Raw genomic sequence first — 17,191 nt, 5'->3', positions numbered from 1 at the left:
CACAGGTCATGCTCAGGCGCGCCCGGCTAGGTTGGGCGCCATGTCAGCGTTACCCCGGGTGACCCGGCGCCGGGCGGTCACCGCCGCGGTGGTGCTCGTCCTGATCGCCGCCGCGACGATCTGGGCGGTGCTGCCCGAGCGCACCGCCTGGACCGCTCAGGATCTGCGGATCACCGTCCGGTCCGGCCCCGGGGACGACCAGCCGGTCGACCTGGACGCCCGGTTCCTGCTGCCCCGGGACCGCTCCGGCAAGGTCCCGGCGATCCTGCTCGCGCACGGCTTCGGCGGCAGCAAGGACTCGGTGCGCTCGGACGCCGAGTCCCTCGCGGCCCGGGGCTACGCGGTGCTCACCTGGACCGCGCAGGGCTTCGGCCGCAGCACCGGCGAGATCCACCTGGACAGCCCGGACTACGAGGTCAAGGACGCGTCCCGGCTGCTCGACTGGCTGGCCGCGCGCCCCGAGGTGCAGACCGACGCGGCCGGCGACCCGCGGGTCGGCGTGGTCGGCGGCTCCTACGGCGGCGCGCTCGCCCTGCTCCTGGCCGGCCAGGACCAGCGGGTCGACGCGATCGTCCCGTCGATCACCTGGAACGACCTGAGCCGCGCCTTCCTCCCGCAGTCCGCCGAGACGAGCGCGACCGGGGTGTTCAAGAAGGGCTGGGCCGGCGTCTTCTTCGGCTCCAGCTCCGGCGGGGACGACCCGGCCTGCGGGCGCTTCGCCGCCGACGTCTGCAAGGCGTACCTGACGATGGCCACCACCGGCACGCCCGACCAGGCCACCCTCGACCTGCTCCGGAAGTCCAGCCCGGCCACCGTGCTCGACCGGATCAAGGCGCCGTCGCTGCTGATCCAGGGCGCGGTGGACACGCTCTTCCCGCTCTCCGAGGCGGATTACAACGCCAAGGGGATCGCGGCCACCGGCACCCCGGTCAAGGTCGCCTGGTTCACCGGCGGCCACGACGGCGGCGCCGGGCCCGGCTCGGACCAGGACCGGGTCAAGTTCCTCACCGTGCAGTGGCTCGACCACTACCTCAAGGGCACGGGCGCGACCCCGGACAACGACTTCACCTGGTCCCGGGTGGCCGGCTTCAGCGCGATGGACCGGGACCTGGTCACCAACGGGTACTCGGCGACGGCGTACCCGGGCATCACCGGCACCGGGAGCACCGCCCTCGACCTCACCGGCGCCGCGCAGCCGATCGCGAACCCGCCGAACGGCAACCCCGGCGCGCTCTCCTCGCTGCCCGGCCTCGGCAGCCGCCTCTCCTCGCTGCTCAGCGGCAACGTCGCCAGCGACGTCCCGGGGCAGCACGCCACCTTCGCCACCGCGCCGCTGACCGGCGCGATCGAGGTCGCCGGCGCGCCCACGGTGCGGCTGCGGGCCGCGTCGCCGACCGGCACGGCGACGCTGTTCGTCAAGCTCTACGACGTCGACCAGAGCGGCGCGCCGACGCTCAGCGCCGGGCTGGTCGCCCCGGTCCGGCTGACCGGCCTGCCCACCGACATCGGCGCGGCGCAGCCGGTGACCGTGACGCTGCCGGCGATCGTCCGGCGGCTCGAGGCCGGGCACACCCTGCGGGTCGTCGTCGCCACCTCGGACCAGGCGTTCCTCACGCCGGCCGCGCCGGTGACCTACACCGTGGCGGTCGAGGGGCAGCTGACGCTGCCGACCCTGGTGGGCACGCCGATCGCGTCGCCGGCGGCAATTTACTGGTACGTGCTGGGCGCGCTGATCGTCGCCCTGCTGCTGGGCCTGGCCGTGCTGCTGCTGATCCGGCGCGCGCGCCGTCGCCGCCGGGTGACCGCGGTGAACCCGGACCTCGCCGACACCCCGCTGGTCGTCACCGGCCTGCGCAAGGCGTACCAGGACGGTTTCGTCGCGGTCGAGGAGATCGGCTTCACCGTCCAGCGCGGCCAGGTCGTCGGCCTGCTCGGGCCGAACGGCGCCGGCAAGACGACCACGCTGCGGGTGCTGATGGGCCTGACCACCCCAACGGCCGGCGAGATCCACGTCTTCGGGCACCGGCTGGTCCCCGGCGCGCAGATCCTGTCCCGGGTCGGCGCGCTGGTCGAGGGCCCCGGCTTCCTGCCGCACCTGACCGGGCACCAGAACCTGGAGGCGTACTGGCGGGCCACCGGCCGCCCGTGGGCCGACGCCCGCTTCGACGAGGCCCTGACGATCGCCGGCCTGGGCGACTCGGTGCACCGCCGGACCAAGAACTACAGCCACGGCATGCGCCAGCGGCTGGCCATCGCGCAGGCCATGCTCGGCCTGCCCGAGCTGCTGGTCCTCGACGAGCCGACGGACGGGCTGGACCCGCCGCAGATCGCCGAGATGCGCCGGGTGCTGCAGCGCTACGCCACCGACGGCCGGGCCGTGCTGGTCTCCAGCCACCTGCTCGCCGAGGTGGAACAGACCTGCACGCACGCCGTGGTGGTGAACAAGGGCCGGATCGTCGCGTCCGGCCCGGTCGACGACATCGTCGGCGAGTCGCCGTCGGTGACCATCGACGTGACCGACGTGCCGGCCGCCACCGCGATCCTGACCGGGCTGGGCGTCCGCTCGGTCACCCCGGAGGGCGCCTCCGGCCTGATCGTGGACATGAACGGCACACCGCGCGCCGAGCTGGTCGCCTCCCTGGTCCGGGCCGGCGTCGGCGTCGACCGCGTGGTCCCGCGCCGCCGCCTGGAGGACGCGTTCCTGGCCCTGGTGGGCGACAACTCCCGGGGGAGTGGAGACCGATGAGCACCTCTGCGGCGACGGGCTATCGACCGTCACGGACGCTGCCGATCGTCGCCGAGATCCGCCGGCAGGCGTCCCGGCGGCGCACCCAGCTGGCCCTCGGCTTCATGGTGCTGCTGCCGCTGATCATCCTGGTCGCCTTCGAGTTCGGCGGCGGGAACGGCGACGACAACGGCAACGGCGGCGGCGCGTTCAGCAGCCTGGTCGACCTGGCCACCTCGGGCGGGCTGAACTTCGCCCTGTTCTGCCTGGCGGTCTCGGCCGGCTTCCTGCTGGTGGTGGTCTTCGCGCTGTTCGCCGGGGACACCGTGGCCAGCGAGGCGAGCTGGGGGAGCCTGCGCTATCTGCTGGCCATCCCGGTCCCGCGGGCGCGGCTGCTCGCGGTCAAGCTGGTGGTGGCCCTGGGCTATGCGTTCGTCGCGTTGTTCCTGCTGGCCGGGACGGGGCTGCTGGTCGGGACGCTGCGCTACGGCTGGCATCCGCTGGGCAGCACCATCGCGTCGCAGATCCCGCCCGGTCAGGGCGTGTTGCGGCTGCTCGGGATCCTCGCCTACCTCGCGGTGATCCTGCTGGTCGTGGCGGGTCTGGCCTTCCTGCTGTCGGTGCTGACCGACGCGGCGCTGGGCGCGGTCGGCGGCGCCGTGCTGCTCTGGATCCTCTCCAGCATCCTGGACCAGATCACCGCGCTCGGCTCGATCCGCAACGCGCTGCCCACCCACTACAGCGACGCGTGGATGGGGCTGCTCTCCACCCCGGTCCAGACCGAGGACCTGGCGAAGGGCGCGATCTCGGCGATCATCTACGCGGTGGTCTTCTGGGGCATCGCCTTCTTCCGCTTCACCCGCAAGGACATCACGTCCTGAGAGGATCGCCCGATGGCTGACTTCCTCCTCCGCCGGGCCGTGCCGAGCGATGCCGCCGCGGTCGTCGCGCTCAACACCGAGATCCACCCCTATTTGGTACGAGGTGAAGCCCGCACCAACCGCATGATCGCCGAACCGCCCCCCGGCGAGGACTGGGCCGCCTTCGCCGTGGAGCTCGACGGCGACCTGGTCGGCTGGGTGTCGGCGAGCCGGGACGGCCGCTCGGCCGAGCCGGACTTCGGCCGGATCTCCCTGCTCCAGGTGCACCCGGCGGCCCGCCGCCGCGGCATCGGCACCGCCCTGTTCGAGGCCGCCGCCGACCACCTCCGGTCGGTGGGGATCCGCCGGGCCTCGACCATCGCCGTGCCGGACGGGGTGGCCTTCGCCCGCAGGCGCGGCTTCGAGCCCACCCGCGAGCTGCGCTATTCAGCCCTCGACCTGACCACCTTCACCCCACCCCACCGCCACCTCGCCCCAACCCCGGCCGCAGCCGCCGCAACCCCGGCCTCGGCCCCTGGCGCCTTCGTTCCGGCCGCTGAGGCCCTGCCTCCGGCCCCGGGCGCCGTCAAGCCGGCCGCTGCCGACCTTCCGCCGGCCGCCGATCTCCCTCCGGGCGTCCGGCTGGCCTCACTGATCGAGATCACCGCCGAGGAGCTGTACGCCGCCGACGTGGCCGCGGCGACCGACGAGCCCGGCGACGTCCCGCCCCAGCCGCTGCCGTTCGCCGCCTGGTGCCACGACATCTGGGAGAACCCGGGCCTCGACCACCGCGCCAGCACGATCGCCCTGCGCGGAACCGAGATCGTCTCGTTCTCCCTGGTGATTCGCGACGGCACCCGGATCTGGTCGGACATGACCGCAACGGTCCCGGACCTCCGCGGCCGAGGCCTGGCCCGCCGCGTCAAGACCGAGGCCCTGATCCGAGCCGCGGCGACCGGCGCGACCATGGCCTTCACCAGCAACGACGAGTCCAACCTGCCGATGCTGGCGGTCAACGACCGACTCGGCTATCGCCCGGTGGCCACCCAGTTCGCCTGCGTGGGCTCCTTGACCGACCCCACCACCTGAGGGCAAAGCTCAACACATACCCCTGAATAAGGGCAAAGACCCACGAGTAACGCCGAATACTGACAAAGGCCCACATGCCCCACTGGCGAAGAGCAGGACCCACCCACCACGGGGGGCCACCGCCTCTGACGTAATTGTGGCTCGAATTGCCAAGATCGTGGTGGGGGGCTGTGGATAACCCATCGGTGTGGATAACTCCCGTGGGGTTGGATCTTGGGGTAGAGCGCAACCACCCTCGGACGTCGCCCTGGAGGGTCTCGTGTTCTGGGCGCCCCGCGCCCTTGCGAGGCCCGGAAGGGTCCCCGCGGGAGCGGCGGTCAGTTATTGGCCGCAGCCGAGGCAAAAAAGAACTTGATCTTCAAAGGGTGAAACCCGGGCTGCCGATGTAGGGGGTCGCTCACACATCGGGAAGTCACTGGGGAGAACCCGAAGCTTCGTCGTAAGCTTCGGGAAACAACTGAATACCTCATCCAGAGGGGCAGAGGGAACGGCCCTGTGAAGCCCCGGCAACCACCGCGTATGTCTCGATGACGAGGCCGCGCGCGGCAGGTGCTAATTCCGTCCCGCCGGCAGGTCGCCGCCGGGAAAGATGAGAGGGAAGGCCTCGATGACGTCTACCGTCAGTGCACCTGCTGCTATCACCACCTCGCCCGCCCGCGGCCTGATCTGTCGCGCGTGCCGCGCCGAATACCCGCTGGCCGCGCAGCATGCCTGTTACGAGTGTTTCGGCCCGCTCGAGGTGGCCTACGACGAGGCCGCGCTCGCGCGGGTGACCCGGGCCCAGATCGAGGCGGGCCCGCAGAACATCTGGCGCTATGCGGCGCTGCTGCCCGCGGGGCAGGACCCGGCGACCCGGGTGACCCTCGATCCCGGGCTGACGCCGCTGGTCAGCGCCCCGCTGCTGGCCGCCGAGCTGGGCATCACCGGCCAGCTCTGGATCAAGGACGACTCGCAGAACCCGACCCACTCGTTCAAGGACCGGGTCGTCTCGGTGGCCCTGACCGCCGCCAAGGAGCTGGGCTTCACCCGGTTCTCCTGCGCCTCCACCGGCAACCTGGCGAACTCGGTGGCCGCCCACGCGGCCCGTGCCGGGGTGCCGAGCATCGTGTTCATCCCGAGCGACCTGGAGCCGGGCAAGGTCGTCACCACCGCGGTGTACGGCGGTGAGCTGGTCGCGATCGAGGGCTCCTACGACGACGTGAACCGGCTCTGCAGCGAGTTGGTCGAGACCGACGAGTTCGAGGACACCGCGTTCGTGAACGTGAACGTCCGCCCGTTCTACGCGGAGGGCTCGAAGACCCTCGGCTACGAGGTCGCCGAGCAGCTCGGCTGGCGGATCCCGGCGCAGGTGGTCATCCCGATGGCCTCCGGTGAGCTGCTCACCAAGGTGGACAAGGCGTTCAGCGAGCTGGTCGAGATCGGACTGGTCGAGGCGCCGGAGGGCGGCTGGACGGTGTTCGGCGCGCAGTCGGCCGGCTGCAACCCGATCGCGGTGGCGCTGCACAACGACACCGACGTGATCACCCCGGTGAAGCCGACCGGCATCGCGAAGTCGCTGAACATCGGCGACCCGGCCGCCGGGCCGTACGCGATCGAGGCGGTCCGCCGGACCGGTGGCTGGATGGACTACGCGGACGACGAGGAGATCCGCGCGGGCATCCGCCTGCTGGCCCGGACCACCGGCGTGTTCGCCGAGACAGCCGGTGGCACCACCGTCGCGGTGCTGAAGAAGCTGGTCGAAAGCGGCAAGTTGGACCCCGCGAAGGAGACCGTCGTCTACAACACCGGCGAGGGTCTGAAGACGCTGGACGCGATCGCCGCCGAGGTCGGCCCGACCCACCGGATCAAGCCGTCGCTGCGGGCCGCTCGCGAGGCCGGCCTGCTGGGATAACTGTCGGTAATCGGCTATCTGCCGGTTGTTGAATATTCCTTCCTCCGAGGACTTGCGCGCCGATCTCGGGATCGGGAAGATGCTTGTCGCGGGAGGACGCGACGCCGTAAGAGGCCCCTCACCTGAGCTTGGCGACAATCTCGAGGGACCCAACGACCCCAGCGCTGACCCAATGGCCACGTGCCGGAGGCGCTGTGCGTTCCGTCCTCCCGACCAAATTCCTATCGCTTGCGCCGGATCCGGTGGATCCACGGGCGCAGCGGGAGATCCTCCGGGTATCCGCCGTCGGCCAGGCCGGCGTGGCGTTCGAACCAGTTGCGCGCGCCCCACGAGCCGGTCGCCACGTGCGACCAGCCACAAGCGACCCAGTAGGCCGGCCAGAAGAGCGGGCCGAGCACCGCGTACTGCCCGGCGTGCCGGCTCTCGTGGGCGAACAGCGCGGCCCGCTCCTCGGCCAGCAGCCACTCGGCGCTGCGCCGCGTGATGATCACCGAACCGACCGTGAAGCAGGACGCCGGTGGCATCGGCAGCCGCCAGCCCTCGGCGATCAGCACCCCGTCGCGCCCCCGGCGGACCCTCGTCCGGGTGACGAGCGCGAGCAGCAACCCGGCGCCGGTGGTCCCGTTCGCGGCGGTCAGGACCGTCCGCGCGAGGTGGCGGCGCCGGGCCGGCATCAGATCCGCCGGCGCATCTGGAGCTGGGTGAGGACCGGCACGGTGGGGTGCGGCTGGCGCACGCCGGTGTCCTGGAAACCGAGCTTCTCGTACGCCCGGACGGCCCGCCCGTTGCCGACCACGACCTCCAGCATCAGCTCGTGCCGCCCGGCCGCGGTGGACCAGTCGGCGACCGCCTCCACCAGGCCGGCCAGCACCTTGCCGCCCCGGTGGGTGGGCGTCAGATAGACCGAGAACACCACGGTGACCAGCGGCTCGTCCGGGATCGAGGTGCCGCCGGCGTGCCCGACCAGGGGGCCGTCACCCGGATCGGCGACGAACTGGGCGAGCTCCGGCCCCGCGGCCGCCATGTCGAGGCGCTGCCGGTAGCCCTCGTGCGAGCGGGCGGCGGCCTGGGCGAGCGTCTCCAGGAAGGCGAGCGGACTGTCGGCCAGCATCTCCAGGCGAAGGGCGCGCATCCGCCCGGCGTCGTGCGCGGTGACCCGGCGTACGGTCCAACTCTCCATGTCGTCCTGACTACTCCCAGCGGCGGGCGCGGGCAACCTTCTTGCCCTAAACGGGACCGGGGTGTCCGCGAACGGATCGCGCGGCGTGGGACTTCGCGCAGAGCTTAAGGATCGCCCTGACCAGGGGCTGAAGATCTTTAACCGGTTCGCGGGCCGGGCCCGGCGATTCGCGGGAAGATGGGGTTTCTTGCACTCGGTACCCCGGAGTGCTAAACAAGTGATTGGCACTCGCGACCTGTGAGTGCCAAGCAGGTCGGGACGGTGGGGTTCCGGTCACGGCGCCGCCATCGGTGCCGGGGCACGAAACCGGTCGTCGCGGGCTATCCGGCTCGGCCTGAGGACGTCACATCGCCAGGTGGTGACGTCCACAGACTTCCTCAATGTGCGGGCGGGGCCGAGCAGGCCCGGCGCCGCGGATGTCCGGGAGGACAACGCCGTATGGCCAAGATCATTGCATTCGACGAGGAAGCTCGCCGCGGCCTCGAGAGCGGCATGAACCAGCTCGCCGACGCGGTCAAGGTGACGCTCGGCCCGAAGGGTCGCAACGTCGTTCTCGAGAAGAAGTGGGGCGCTCCCACGATCACCAACGATGGTGTATCCATCGCCAAGGAGATCGAGCTCGAGGGCACCTTCGAGAAGATCGGCGCCGAGCTGGTCAAGGAGGTCGCCAAGAAGACCGACGACGTCGCCGGTGACGGCACGACGACGGCGACCGTGCTGGCCCAGGCGCTGGTCCGCGAGGGCCTGCGCAACGTGGCCGCCGGTGCGAACCCGCTCGGCCTGAAGCGGGGCATCGAGGCTGCTGTCGCGAGCGTCTCCGAGGCGCTGTCGCAGCTGGCGAAGGACGTGGAGACCAAGGAGCAGATCGCCTCCACCGCCTCCATCTCCGCCGGTGACACCACGGTCGGCGAGATCATCGCCGAGGCGATGGACAAGGTCGGCAAGGAAGGCGTCATCACCGTCGAGGAGAGCAACACCTTCGGCCTCGAGCTCGAGCTCACCGAGGGTATGCGCTTCGACAAGGGCTACATCTCGGCCTACTTCATGACCGACGCGGAGCGGATGGAGGCCGTCTTCGACGACCCGTACATCCTCATCGCGAACAGCAAGATCTCCGCGGTCAAGGACCTGCTCCCGGTCCTGGAGAAGGTCATGCAGTCCGGCAAGCCGCTGGTCATCATCGCCGAGGACGTCGAGGGCGAAGCCCTGGCGACCCTGGTCGTGAACAAGGTCCGTGGCACCTTCAAGTCCGTCGCCGTCAAGGCCCCGGGCTTCGGTGACCGCCGCAAGGCCATGCTGGAGGACATCGCGATCCTCACCGGTGGCGCGGTCATCAGCGAGGAGGTCGGCCTCAAGCTGGACGCCGCTGACCTGTCCCTGCTGGGTTCGGCCCGCAAGATCGTCATCACCAAGGACGAGACCACCGTCGTGGACGGCGCCGGCAACGGCGAGCAGATCCAGGGCCGGGTCAACCAGATCCGCGCCGAGATCGAGCGCTCGGACTCCGACTACGACCGTGAGAAGCTGCAGGAGCGCCTGGCCAAGCTGGCCGGTGGCGTTGCGGTGATCAAGGTTGGCGCGGCCACCGAGGTCGAGCTCAAGGAGCGCAAGCACCGCATCGAGGACGCCGTTCGCAACGCGAAGGCGGCCGTCGAGGAGGGCATCGTCCCCGGTGGTGGCGTCGCGCTGGTTCAGGCCGGCAAGACCGCGTTCGACAAGCTGGACCTGGTCGGCGACGAGGCGACCGGTGCGAACATCGTGAAGGTCGCGCTGGACGCCCCGCTGCGTCAGATCGCCGTGAACGCCGGCCTCGAGGGTGGCGTCGTCGTGGAGAAGGTGCGCAACCTCCCCGCGGGTCACGGCCTGAACGCCGCGACCGGTGAGTACGTGGACCTCCTGGCCGCGGGCATCATCGACCCGGCCAAGGTCACCCGCTCGGCGCTGCAGAACGCCGCGTCGATCGCCGCGCTGTTCCTCACCACCGAGGCCGTTGTGGCCGACAAGCCGGAGAAGAACCCGGCTCCGGCCGGTGGCCCCGGCGGCGGGGACATGGACTTCTGAGTCCAGCCCTGAAGTACTGAGTCAAGGCGGGTCGCTTCGGCGGCCCGCCTTTTCGCATTTCAACAACCTTGTGCGGTACGGCCGTCAGCCCGGTCCCGTGGCGTCGGCGCGCGAGGCGGTGCCGTCACCGGGCCGCGCCGCGACTCCCGCCCTCGCGTGCGGCTCCCGCGAGGCGGGCCGGCTGTGCGGGAGGCTGCCGCGGGGCGGGGCTCACGGCGTACGGGACAACAGGTTTTGATCTTGTGGGGTGGGGATGGCGAGGTCTTCCAGGTCGCGGAGTTTTCGGATCGGGGAGAACAGGTAGATCAGTGGGGAGATCGCGGTCAGCGCGCCGAACAGCAGCAGCGTCGTCCGCGCGCCGAGCGGCCCGGCCAGCGCGCCCGCGACCAGGCCGCCGATCGGGATCGCGCCCCAGGACACGAACTTGACCGTGGCGATCACCCGGGACAGCAGCTCCGGCGGGCTGGCCGTCATCCGGTACGTCCGGGTGGTCACGCTCAGCACCACGGTCGAGACCGAGAAGATCACGCAGCCGGCCGCGAACGCGAGGTACGCGGCCGCCCCGGTCCCGAGCGGGATGATCAGCGCGCCGGCCACGCCGGTCACCGCGGTGATCATCAGGCTTCGGGCGGTGCCGAACCGGCTGGTGAACCAGGTGGTCAGCGCCGCACCCACGAGCGCGCCCAGGCCGTCCGCGGCGAGCAGCAGGCCGGCCAGGCCGGGCGCCGTGTGCAGCTCGCGGACCAGGTAGAACGGGAAGAGGGCGAGCTGCGCGCCGCAGACGAAGTTGATCGCGGTGGCGTCCCACATGCACGGGCCGATGATCGGGTGCCGGACCACGTAGCCGAACCCCTCGCGGATCAGCACGAGCATCGGCGGCCGGTCCCGGTCCGGCTCGACCCGGCGTTCCGGCAGCGTGCGCAGCAGCGCCGCCGAGAACAGGTAGCTCGCCACGTCGGTGAGCAGCGTCGGCACCGCCCCGAGCACCTGCACCAGCAGACCGCCCAGGGACGGCCCGCCGAGCTGGGTCGCGGCGTGCATGCCGGAGTTGAGGCTGTTGCGGGACTGGATCTGCTCGGCCGGGACGATCGTCGGCAGGAACGTCTGGTTCCCCACGTCGAACAGCACGGTCGCGAAGCTGACCACCAGCGCGACCCCGATCAGCTGCGCGATCGTCAGCCACCCGGCCCACCAGGCCAGCGGGATGGAGGCCACCGCGACGGCCCGGACGAGGTCGGCGCCGACCTGGATGCGGCGCAGCGGCAGCCGCTGCACGATCACCCCGGCCGGCAGGCTGATCAGCAGGTACGCCAGGTAGGTGGCGGCGGTGATCAGGCCCATCTCGAAGGCGGACGCGTGCAGCACGGTCAGTGCGGCCAGCGGCAGGGCCACGCCGGTGACCGCCGAACCGAGGTGGCTCGTCGCCCCCGCGGTCCACAAACGCCAGAACGCAGTAAGTTTCATAATGGAACTGACTATAGTGGTGAGCGTGAGGCGAGTCGACCTGGATGACGTGGACTGCGGGATCACGCAGGCCCTGGGGGTGCTGACCGACTGGTGGACGTTCCTGATCGTGCGGGACGTGGCCGGCGGCGTGACCCGCTTCGACGCTCTGCAGAAGGAGCTCGGGATGAGCCGCCGCGCCCTGGCCGAGCGGCTCGCCGCCCTGGTCGAGCAGGGTGTGCTGGAGCGCCGGCGATACACCGACCGCCCGCCGCGCTACGACTACGTGCTCACCGCCAAGGGCGAGGGGTTGCTCCCGGTGCTGCTCGCGCTGCAGGAGTGGGGTGATCGCTTCGTGCTCGGCGACGGCTCGCTGACCGCCACCACGGCCGGCGGGTCGGCCGAGCACCGTCGTGCGCGGGCGCTGGTCGGGCGCCGCCTGCCGGAGATCGTCCTGCCGCGGGCGGACGGCACGCCCACCCCGGCCGCCGAGCCCGGTGTCTGGACCGTGCTGTTCTGCTTCCCCGGCGCGTTCGCGCCCGGCCCGCAGGCCTACCCGCCGCTCTGGAACGACATCCCCGGCGCGTCCGGCTGCACGCTGGAGACGATGACCTACGCGTCCCGGGCCGGGGCGTTCGCCGCCGCCGGGGCCCGGATCCACGGCGTCAGCACCCAGCGCACCGACCAGCTCGGCGCCTACGCCGAGCATGCCGCGCTGCCCTACGACCTGCTCTCCGACGCCGACGGCCGGCTCGCCACCGCGCTGCGCCTGCCCACGTTCCGGGCCGGCGGCGCCGACCGGCTCAAGCGCCTGACCATGCTGATCGACCCGGCGGCCACGATCCGCGCGGTCCAGTTCCCGGTCACCGACCCGGCCGGTTCGGTCGACGAGATGCTCACCGCGCTCGATGCCGCCCGGGCCGGCATTTTCCAAGACGATTCGGGGGTACGGTCGTAGCCCGCCGCCCCACCGCAAGCAGCATCGCCCCCAGCAGCGTGCACAGCCCGGCCGTGCCGAACATCAGCGTCGGCGCCGGCCCGCTCGTGGTCGGCAACTCCGGCGCCGGGGTGTGCGCGGGCGCCCGCGACGGTGTGGGCGACCTGGTCGCCGGCCCCGACGGGGACGCGCTGGGGGAGGCGCTGGGCGACGTGGCCGGCGGCGGCACCGTGACGACGATCGTGCCCTGGGCCACGTTGCCGTCCGCGTCGACGATCTCGTAGGTGAACCGGTCCTGCCCGGTGAACCCGGGATCCGGGGTGTAGGTCACCGACCCGTCCGCGTTCAGCCGCGCCCGCCCGTGCGCCGGCTGGGTGATCCGCCGGTCCGCGACCGGCCGCCCCAGCGCGTCGGTCCCGGGCAGCGACACCGAGGTCGGCTGCCCGGCCGGGGTGCTGACCGCCTTGTCCGGCACGACCGGCGGCGTCCCGACCGTGATCGTCACCGGGGCCGAGGTCCGGTGCCCGGTGGCGTCCTCGGCGGTGTAGCGGAACGTGGCCGGCCCGGAGAAGTCGTCCGGCGGCGTGTAGGTGACCGTCAGGCCGCCGTTGACCACCACCGTGCCGTGATCCGGGTCGGTCACCCCGACGATCCGCAGGGGCGCGTCCTCGACCAGGTCGTTGGCCAGCACCGGGACGGTGACGGCCTTGCGGTACGCGGTGACCCGGGAATCCGGCACGGCGAACGGCGTGACGTCGGTGACGACCACCGTCACGGTGGCGTCGGCGGTCCCGCCCAGGGCGTCGGTCACGACGTACCGGAAGGTCTCGGATCCGGTCCAGAGCGCCGGCGCCGCGTAGCGGACCGTGCCCCCGGCGAGCGTCGCGGTGCCCCGGACCGGCGCGTCCACGGCGGTCACGGTCAACGCGTTGCCGGTGTCGTTGGCCAGCACGTCCACGTCGACGGACTGCCCGGCGTGCACCGCGGCGTGATCCGGCCGGGCCGTCGGGGCGGGCCGGACCAGCACGCTGACCTGGGCGTGGGCGGTGTTCCCGATCGGGTCGCCGAGGTCGTAGCCGAACGTGTCGATCCCGGCGAAGCCGGCCGCCGGCAGATACCGGACGCGGCCGCCGGCCAGCACCGACGCGGTGCCGTGCGCGGGTGCGCCGGTGCCGCTCACGGTCAGCGCGTCGCCCAGCGGGTCGTGATCGTTCGCGGTCACGTCGATGGTGACCGGGGTAGCCGCGCCGGTCTCCGCGGTGTCGTCGGCCGCGACCGGCGCCGGGTCCACCGCGATGGTGACCGTGGCGCTGTCGGTGCCGCCCAGGTCGTCGGTGAGCACGTAGCTGAAGGTGTCCGCGGCGAAGCCCGGCGCGGGGGTGTAGCCGATCGTGAGCGGCCCGGTGACCGCGACCGTCCCGTGCGCGGGCGAGCCGGTGGACAGCACGCTCAGCGCCTGCCCGGTGTTCGGGTCGTGGTCGTTGGCGACCACGGCGAGCGCGGTCGCGCCCTGCGCCCGCACCCGGAACGTGTCGTCCACCGCGACCGGCGGCGCGTTGCGGACCACCACCGTGACGATCGCGGAGTCCGGCACGCCGTGCGAGTCGGCGATCGTGTAGCCGAAGCTGTCCGTCCCGGTGAAGCCGGCCGCCGGGGTGTAGACCACGGTTCCGCCCGCCCCGGCGGTGAGCGTCCCGTGCGCCGCCGCGGTCCAGGTCAGCAGCGTCAGCGTGTCGCCGTTGGGGTCGTCGTCGTTGCCGGTCGGGTCGATCGTGACCGGGGTGTCGGTCGGCGTGGACGCGGTGTCCGGGCGGGCCGTCGGCGGCGCGTTGACCAGGCTGATCGTGACCGTGGCCCCGGACGTGCCACCGTGCCCGTCGGCGATCGTGTAGTGGAACGCGTCCGGCCCGGCGTACCCGGCGACCGGCTGGTAGGCGACCCGGCCGGCGGCGACGGTGGCCGTGCCGTGCGTCGCGGGGGTGTCGACCGTGACGGTCAGCGGGTCGCCGTTCGGGTCGTCGTCGTTGAGCAGCACGTCGATCGTCGAGGGCAGCCCGGCGGGCCGGGTCACCGACTCGGGGCGGGCGGTCGGCGGGGCGTTCGCCACCACGATGGTGACCGTGCCGGTGTCGGTGCCGCCCCGGCCGTCGCTCACCGTGACCGTGAAGACGTCGGTGCCGGACCAGCCGGCGTACGGCGTGTAGGTGAGCGTCCCGTCCGGATTGCGCACCACGCTGCCGTGCGCGGGGTTGGCCGCCCCGCTGACCACGAGCGTGTCACCCGGGTTCGGGTCGGTGCCCCAGACCGGCGGGTCCACCGCCACCGGGGTCAGGTAGGGCGTGCTCCGCGTGACGTCCACCGCGGTCGGCGGCGCGTCGGCGACGAGCACGGTGATCTGGGCGACCGACGTCCCGCTGTGGTTGTCGGTGATCGTGTAGCCGAACGTGTCGGCGCCGGAGAAGCCCACGGCCGGTTGGTAGACGACCGTGCCGCCGGCGACCGTCGCGGTGCCGTGCGCCGGGGTGGCCACCGAGACGATGCTCAGCGGGTCACCGTTGATGTCGGTGTCGTTGGTGAGCACCGGGACCGTGGCCGCGGCCAGGTAGGCGACCGAGGCCAGGTCGTCGGCGGCGGTCGGGATCGCGTTCGCGACGTCGACGTCGAGCCGCGCGGTCGCGGTGTCCTGGCCGTCGCTGACCGTGTAGGTGAAGGTCGCCGTGCCGACGAAGCTGAGCAGCGGGGTGAAGACGATCGCGTTGCCGGTGATCGTGACGGTGCCGTGGCTCGGGTCGGTGACCGCGGTGACGGTGAGCGGGTCGCCGTTCGGGTCGTAGTCGTTGGCCAGCACCGGGACGGTCACGGTGCCGCCGGTGTCGACCGCCGCGGCGTCGTCGGCCGGGACCGGGGCGGCGTTCGGGGTGCGGACCGTGACGACGGCGCTCGAACTGCCGCCGTACGCGTCGGTGATCGTGTACGTGAACGGCTCAGTCCCGGCCCAGCCCGCCGCCGGGGTGTACGCGATCGTGCCGTCGGCCAGCACGATCGCCGTGCCGTGGACCGGGGGCGTGGTGATCGTGACGGTGAGGGCACCGACCGTACCGTCGGGGTCGTTGTCGTTGGCCAGGACCGCGATGACGCCCGGCGCCGCGGCCGGGTCGGCGACCGCCTGCGGCGCCGCGTTGACCACCACGCTCGCGACGCCGGTGTTGTTGCCGGGCACCGGATCGGTGTTCGTGCCGAAGACCCGCAGCGTCGCCGAGACCGCGGTCGCCGGGATCGCCACGCTCGCGCTGGAGGCCGGCTGCAGCGGCCCGAGCGCACACGTCACCACCTGCGCGAACGCGGTGCACCCGGCGGGCAGGGCGCCGGTCGTCGCGCCGGCCGGCAGGGTCAGCTCGGCGCCGGCGTCCGGCTCGGCCGAGGCGCCGTTGTTCGTCACGGTGGCCAGGTAGGTGACCATCGCCGGGAGCGCGGCCTGCTGCACCACGCCCGGCGCCACGCTCAGCGTCGCGGCCAGGTCCGACTGGGCCGGCGCGACCACGCTGGCGACCGTGCCGGCCAGCCCGGAGACGCCGACCCCGGCGGTGTGCCCGGTGTAGCTCAGCGACACCAGGTTGGTGACCGCGTAACCGGCCGGCGCGCCCGGATCGATCCGCACCAGGAACGTCACCCAGGTGGCGCCCTGGTAGGCGATGTCGCCGAGGGTGACGTCGATCCGGCCGCCGCTGAACGCGTCGGCGGCCGGGACGCCCTCGATCCGCATCGAGCCCGGGACGTAGCTGGTGTACGGCGGGATCGCGTCGGACAGCACGGTCCCGTCCGCGGTGTCGTTGCCGTCGTTGCGCACGTCGATCCGGTACTCGACGAGGTCGCCGGCCTGCAGATCGCCGCCGTTCAGGTCGGTGCCGGCGAGCGTGGTGACCAGCTTCGGGGCGTACAGGTCGATGGCGAACGTGACCACCCCCGGGTAGTACGTGTCCCCGCTGGTGGTGAGCGTGAGGGTGGCCGAGGTGACCGCGTGGCCCAGCTTGCCGGTCGCGTCGAGCTGGTCGATGTCGACGCCGAACAGGTTGGGGTAGCCCGGGTCGCGCCCGCCGACCGGCGCGCCGCCGCTGCTCACCGTGCTGTTGAAGAAGTTGTCGACCGGGTTCGCGGAGTCCGACATCGGCTGCCCGTTCAGGCGCAGCGCGTCGAGCTTGGTGCCCAGGTCACCCTCGTACGCGACGGTGCCGACCTCGGCCCGCACCGCGCCCGAGTGCGGGGTCTCGAAGCCGCTCACCGGGATGTCCAGGGTGCCCGAGCCGCTCACCGTCTCCAGGCCGTCGTAGACCCGCAGGGCACGCAGCACCTCGGCCGGGTTCCGGTACGCCACCGCCAGCGCCCACCCGGCGAACCGGTTGACGCCGACACCGGCCTGGATGTCGGCGACGCCGTAGACGCCGCTGCCGGCGCCGGCGACCAGCGCGGTCACGTCGGCGAAGCCCTGATAGGCGGAGCCGGTGGTGTAGACGGTCGAGGCGGTGACCGGCTGCCAGACCGTACCGGAAGCGGTCCGGAATTTGACCTTGTTCTTGTTGGCCGGAACGGGTGCGGCGGTGAGGTCGGCACTCCAGTACAGGCCGGCGAAGAGCACCGTGCTGCCCGGCGGCAGGGCCACCGTCGCGGTGCTGTCGTTGACCGTCGCCGGGTCGTGGTCGGCATCCGCGCCGACCATCGCGAAGTCGTTGTCGTTCAGCTTCGCGCCGAGCCCGGCCCGGCCGTTCGCGCAGGCCGGATCGGCGACCGGGCAGACCAGGTTGGCGTTGCCCCGGATCAGGACCGAGCCGTTCGTGTTCGCCTCGAAGCGGAGCGCGAACCCGGCGGTCGCGGCCCGGCTCGGGCCGGCCAGAAACGCGCAGGTGGCCAGGACGACCGCGCAGAGCAGGAGGCCCGCGGCGCCGGTGCGGTGCATGATCACGACGCTAATCGCTGTCCGGGACACGTGTGGGGCGGACCACATTCCTCC

General features: G+C 72.2%; 10 protein-coding genes and 1 riboswitch. Of the genes, 6 read left to right on the top strand and 4 right to left on the bottom strand.

What is annotated here, in order from left to right:
• Positions 1-40 precede the first annotated feature (40 nt).
• From L3i22_RS51170 to thrC, 4 genes are all read left to right on the top strand, one after another.
• Positions 41-2,746 carry an alpha/beta fold hydrolase gene (locus L3i22_RS51170; protein ID WP_221324605.1) on the top strand — a complete coding sequence of 902 codons (2,706 nt, stop codon included), beginning with the start codon at positions 41-43 and terminating at the stop codon, positions 2,744-2,746.
• On the top strand, positions 2,743-3,606 hold the full coding sequence (locus tag L3i22_RS51165) for an ABC transporter permease (protein WP_221324604.1): 864 nt from the start codon (positions 2,743-2,745) through the stop codon (positions 3,604-3,606). Before L3i22_RS51170 ends, L3i22_RS51165 begins: the two co-directional genes overlap by 4 nt.
• A 12-nt stretch (positions 3,607-3,618) precedes the next feature.
• Complete coding sequence (locus L3i22_RS51160; RefSeq protein WP_221324603.1) at positions 3,619-4,674, top strand: GNAT family N-acetyltransferase; 1,056 nt, start codon at positions 3,619-3,621, stop codon at positions 4,672-4,674.
• Between the two features lie 463 nt (positions 4,675-5,137).
• Positions 5,138-5,270: riboswitch (SAM riboswitch) on the top strand.
• Between the two features lie 11 nt (positions 5,271-5,281).
• Positions 5,282-6,565 (top strand): threonine synthase, encoded by a 1,284-nt coding sequence (thrC, locus tag L3i22_RS51155; protein WP_221324602.1) that lies wholly within the window; start codon positions 5,282-5,284, stop codon positions 6,563-6,565.
• 221 nt (positions 6,566-6,786) lie between these two features.
• Here thrC and L3i22_RS51150 read toward each other — a convergent pair whose 3' ends face one another.
• Both L3i22_RS51150 and L3i22_RS51145 read right to left on the bottom strand, forming a co-directional pair.
• Positions 6,787-7,239 (bottom strand): hypothetical protein, encoded by a 453-nt coding sequence (locus L3i22_RS51150; protein WP_221324601.1) that lies wholly within the window; start codon positions 7,237-7,239, stop codon positions 6,787-6,789.
• Positions 7,239-7,745, bottom strand: coding sequence for a GNAT family N-acetyltransferase (locus L3i22_RS51145; RefSeq protein ID WP_221324600.1), 507 nt, complete (start codon positions 7,743-7,745; stop codon positions 7,239-7,241). The genes L3i22_RS51150 and L3i22_RS51145 overlap by 1 nt, the downstream gene beginning before the upstream one ends.
• Positions 7,746-8,183: 438 nt before the next feature.
• Here L3i22_RS51145 and groL point away from each other — a divergent pair, with 438 nt between their 5' ends.
• Positions 8,184-9,806 carry a chaperonin GroEL gene (gene groL, locus L3i22_RS51140; protein ID WP_221324599.1) on the top strand — a complete coding sequence of 541 codons (1,623 nt, stop codon included), beginning with the start codon at positions 8,184-8,186 and terminating at the stop codon, positions 9,804-9,806.
• 210 nt (positions 9,807-10,016) lie between these two features.
• Here the strand turns inward: groL and L3i22_RS51135 are convergent, their stop codons facing one another.
• Complete coding sequence (locus L3i22_RS51135; protein ID WP_221324598.1) at positions 10,017-11,270, bottom strand: MFS transporter; 1,254 nt, start codon at positions 11,268-11,270, stop codon at positions 10,017-10,019.
• A 25-nt stretch (positions 11,271-11,295) separates the two neighbouring features.
• On the opposite strand from L3i22_RS51135, the gene L3i22_RS51130 reads away from it, so the two are divergent.
• A complete protein-coding gene (locus L3i22_RS51130; RefSeq protein ID WP_221324597.1) occupies positions 11,296-12,207 on the top strand; it encodes a winged helix-turn-helix transcriptional regulator in 912 nt (303 codons plus the stop codon).
• Here L3i22_RS51130 and L3i22_RS51125 read toward each other — a convergent pair.
• Positions 12,146-17,137: an Ig-like domain-containing protein gene (locus tag L3i22_RS51125; RefSeq protein WP_221324596.1), complete on the bottom strand. Its 4,992-nt coding sequence runs from the start codon at positions 17,135-17,137 to the stop codon at positions 12,146-12,148. The genes L3i22_RS51130 and L3i22_RS51125 overlap by 62 nt on opposite strands.
• Positions 17,138-17,191 lie beyond the last annotated feature (54 nt).

This window comes from Actinoplanes sp. L3-i22 (assembly GCF_019704555.1).
Taxonomy (GTDB): Bacteria; Actinomycetota; Actinomycetes; order Mycobacteriales; family Micromonosporaceae; genus Actinoplanes.
This window is presented reverse-complemented; position numbering and strand designations above follow the sequence as displayed.

Coding starts and splice junctions, on each gene's coding strand:
- L3i22_RS51170 (WP_221324605.1), top strand. CDS start 41: ATGTCAGCGTTACCCCGGGTGACCCGGCGCCGGGCGGTCACCGCCGCG.
- L3i22_RS51165 (WP_221324604.1), top strand. CDS start 2,743: ATGAGCACCTCTGCGGCGACGGGCTATCGACCGTCACGGACGCTGCCG.
- L3i22_RS51160 (WP_221324603.1), top strand. CDS start 3,619: ATGGCTGACTTCCTCCTCCGCCGGGCCGTGCCGAGCGATGCCGCCGCG.
- thrC (WP_221324602.1), top strand. CDS start 5,282: ATGACGTCTACCGTCAGTGCACCTGCTGCTATCACCACCTCGCCCGCC.
- L3i22_RS51150 (WP_221324601.1), bottom strand. CDS start 7,239: ATGCCGGCCCGGCGCCGCCACCTCGCGCGGACGGTCCTGACCGCCGCG.
- L3i22_RS51145 (WP_221324600.1), bottom strand. CDS start 7,745: ATGGAGAGTTGGACCGTACGCCGGGTCACCGCGCACGACGCCGGGCGG.
- groL (WP_221324599.1), top strand. CDS start 8,184: ATGGCCAAGATCATTGCATTCGACGAGGAAGCTCGCCGCGGCCTCGAG.
- L3i22_RS51135 (WP_221324598.1), bottom strand. CDS start 11,270: ATGAAACTTACTGCGTTCTGGCGTTTGTGGACCGCGGGGGCGACGAGC.
- L3i22_RS51125 (WP_221324596.1), bottom strand. CDS start 17,137: ATGCACCGCACCGGCGCCGCGGGCCTCCTGCTCTGCGCGGTCGTCCTG.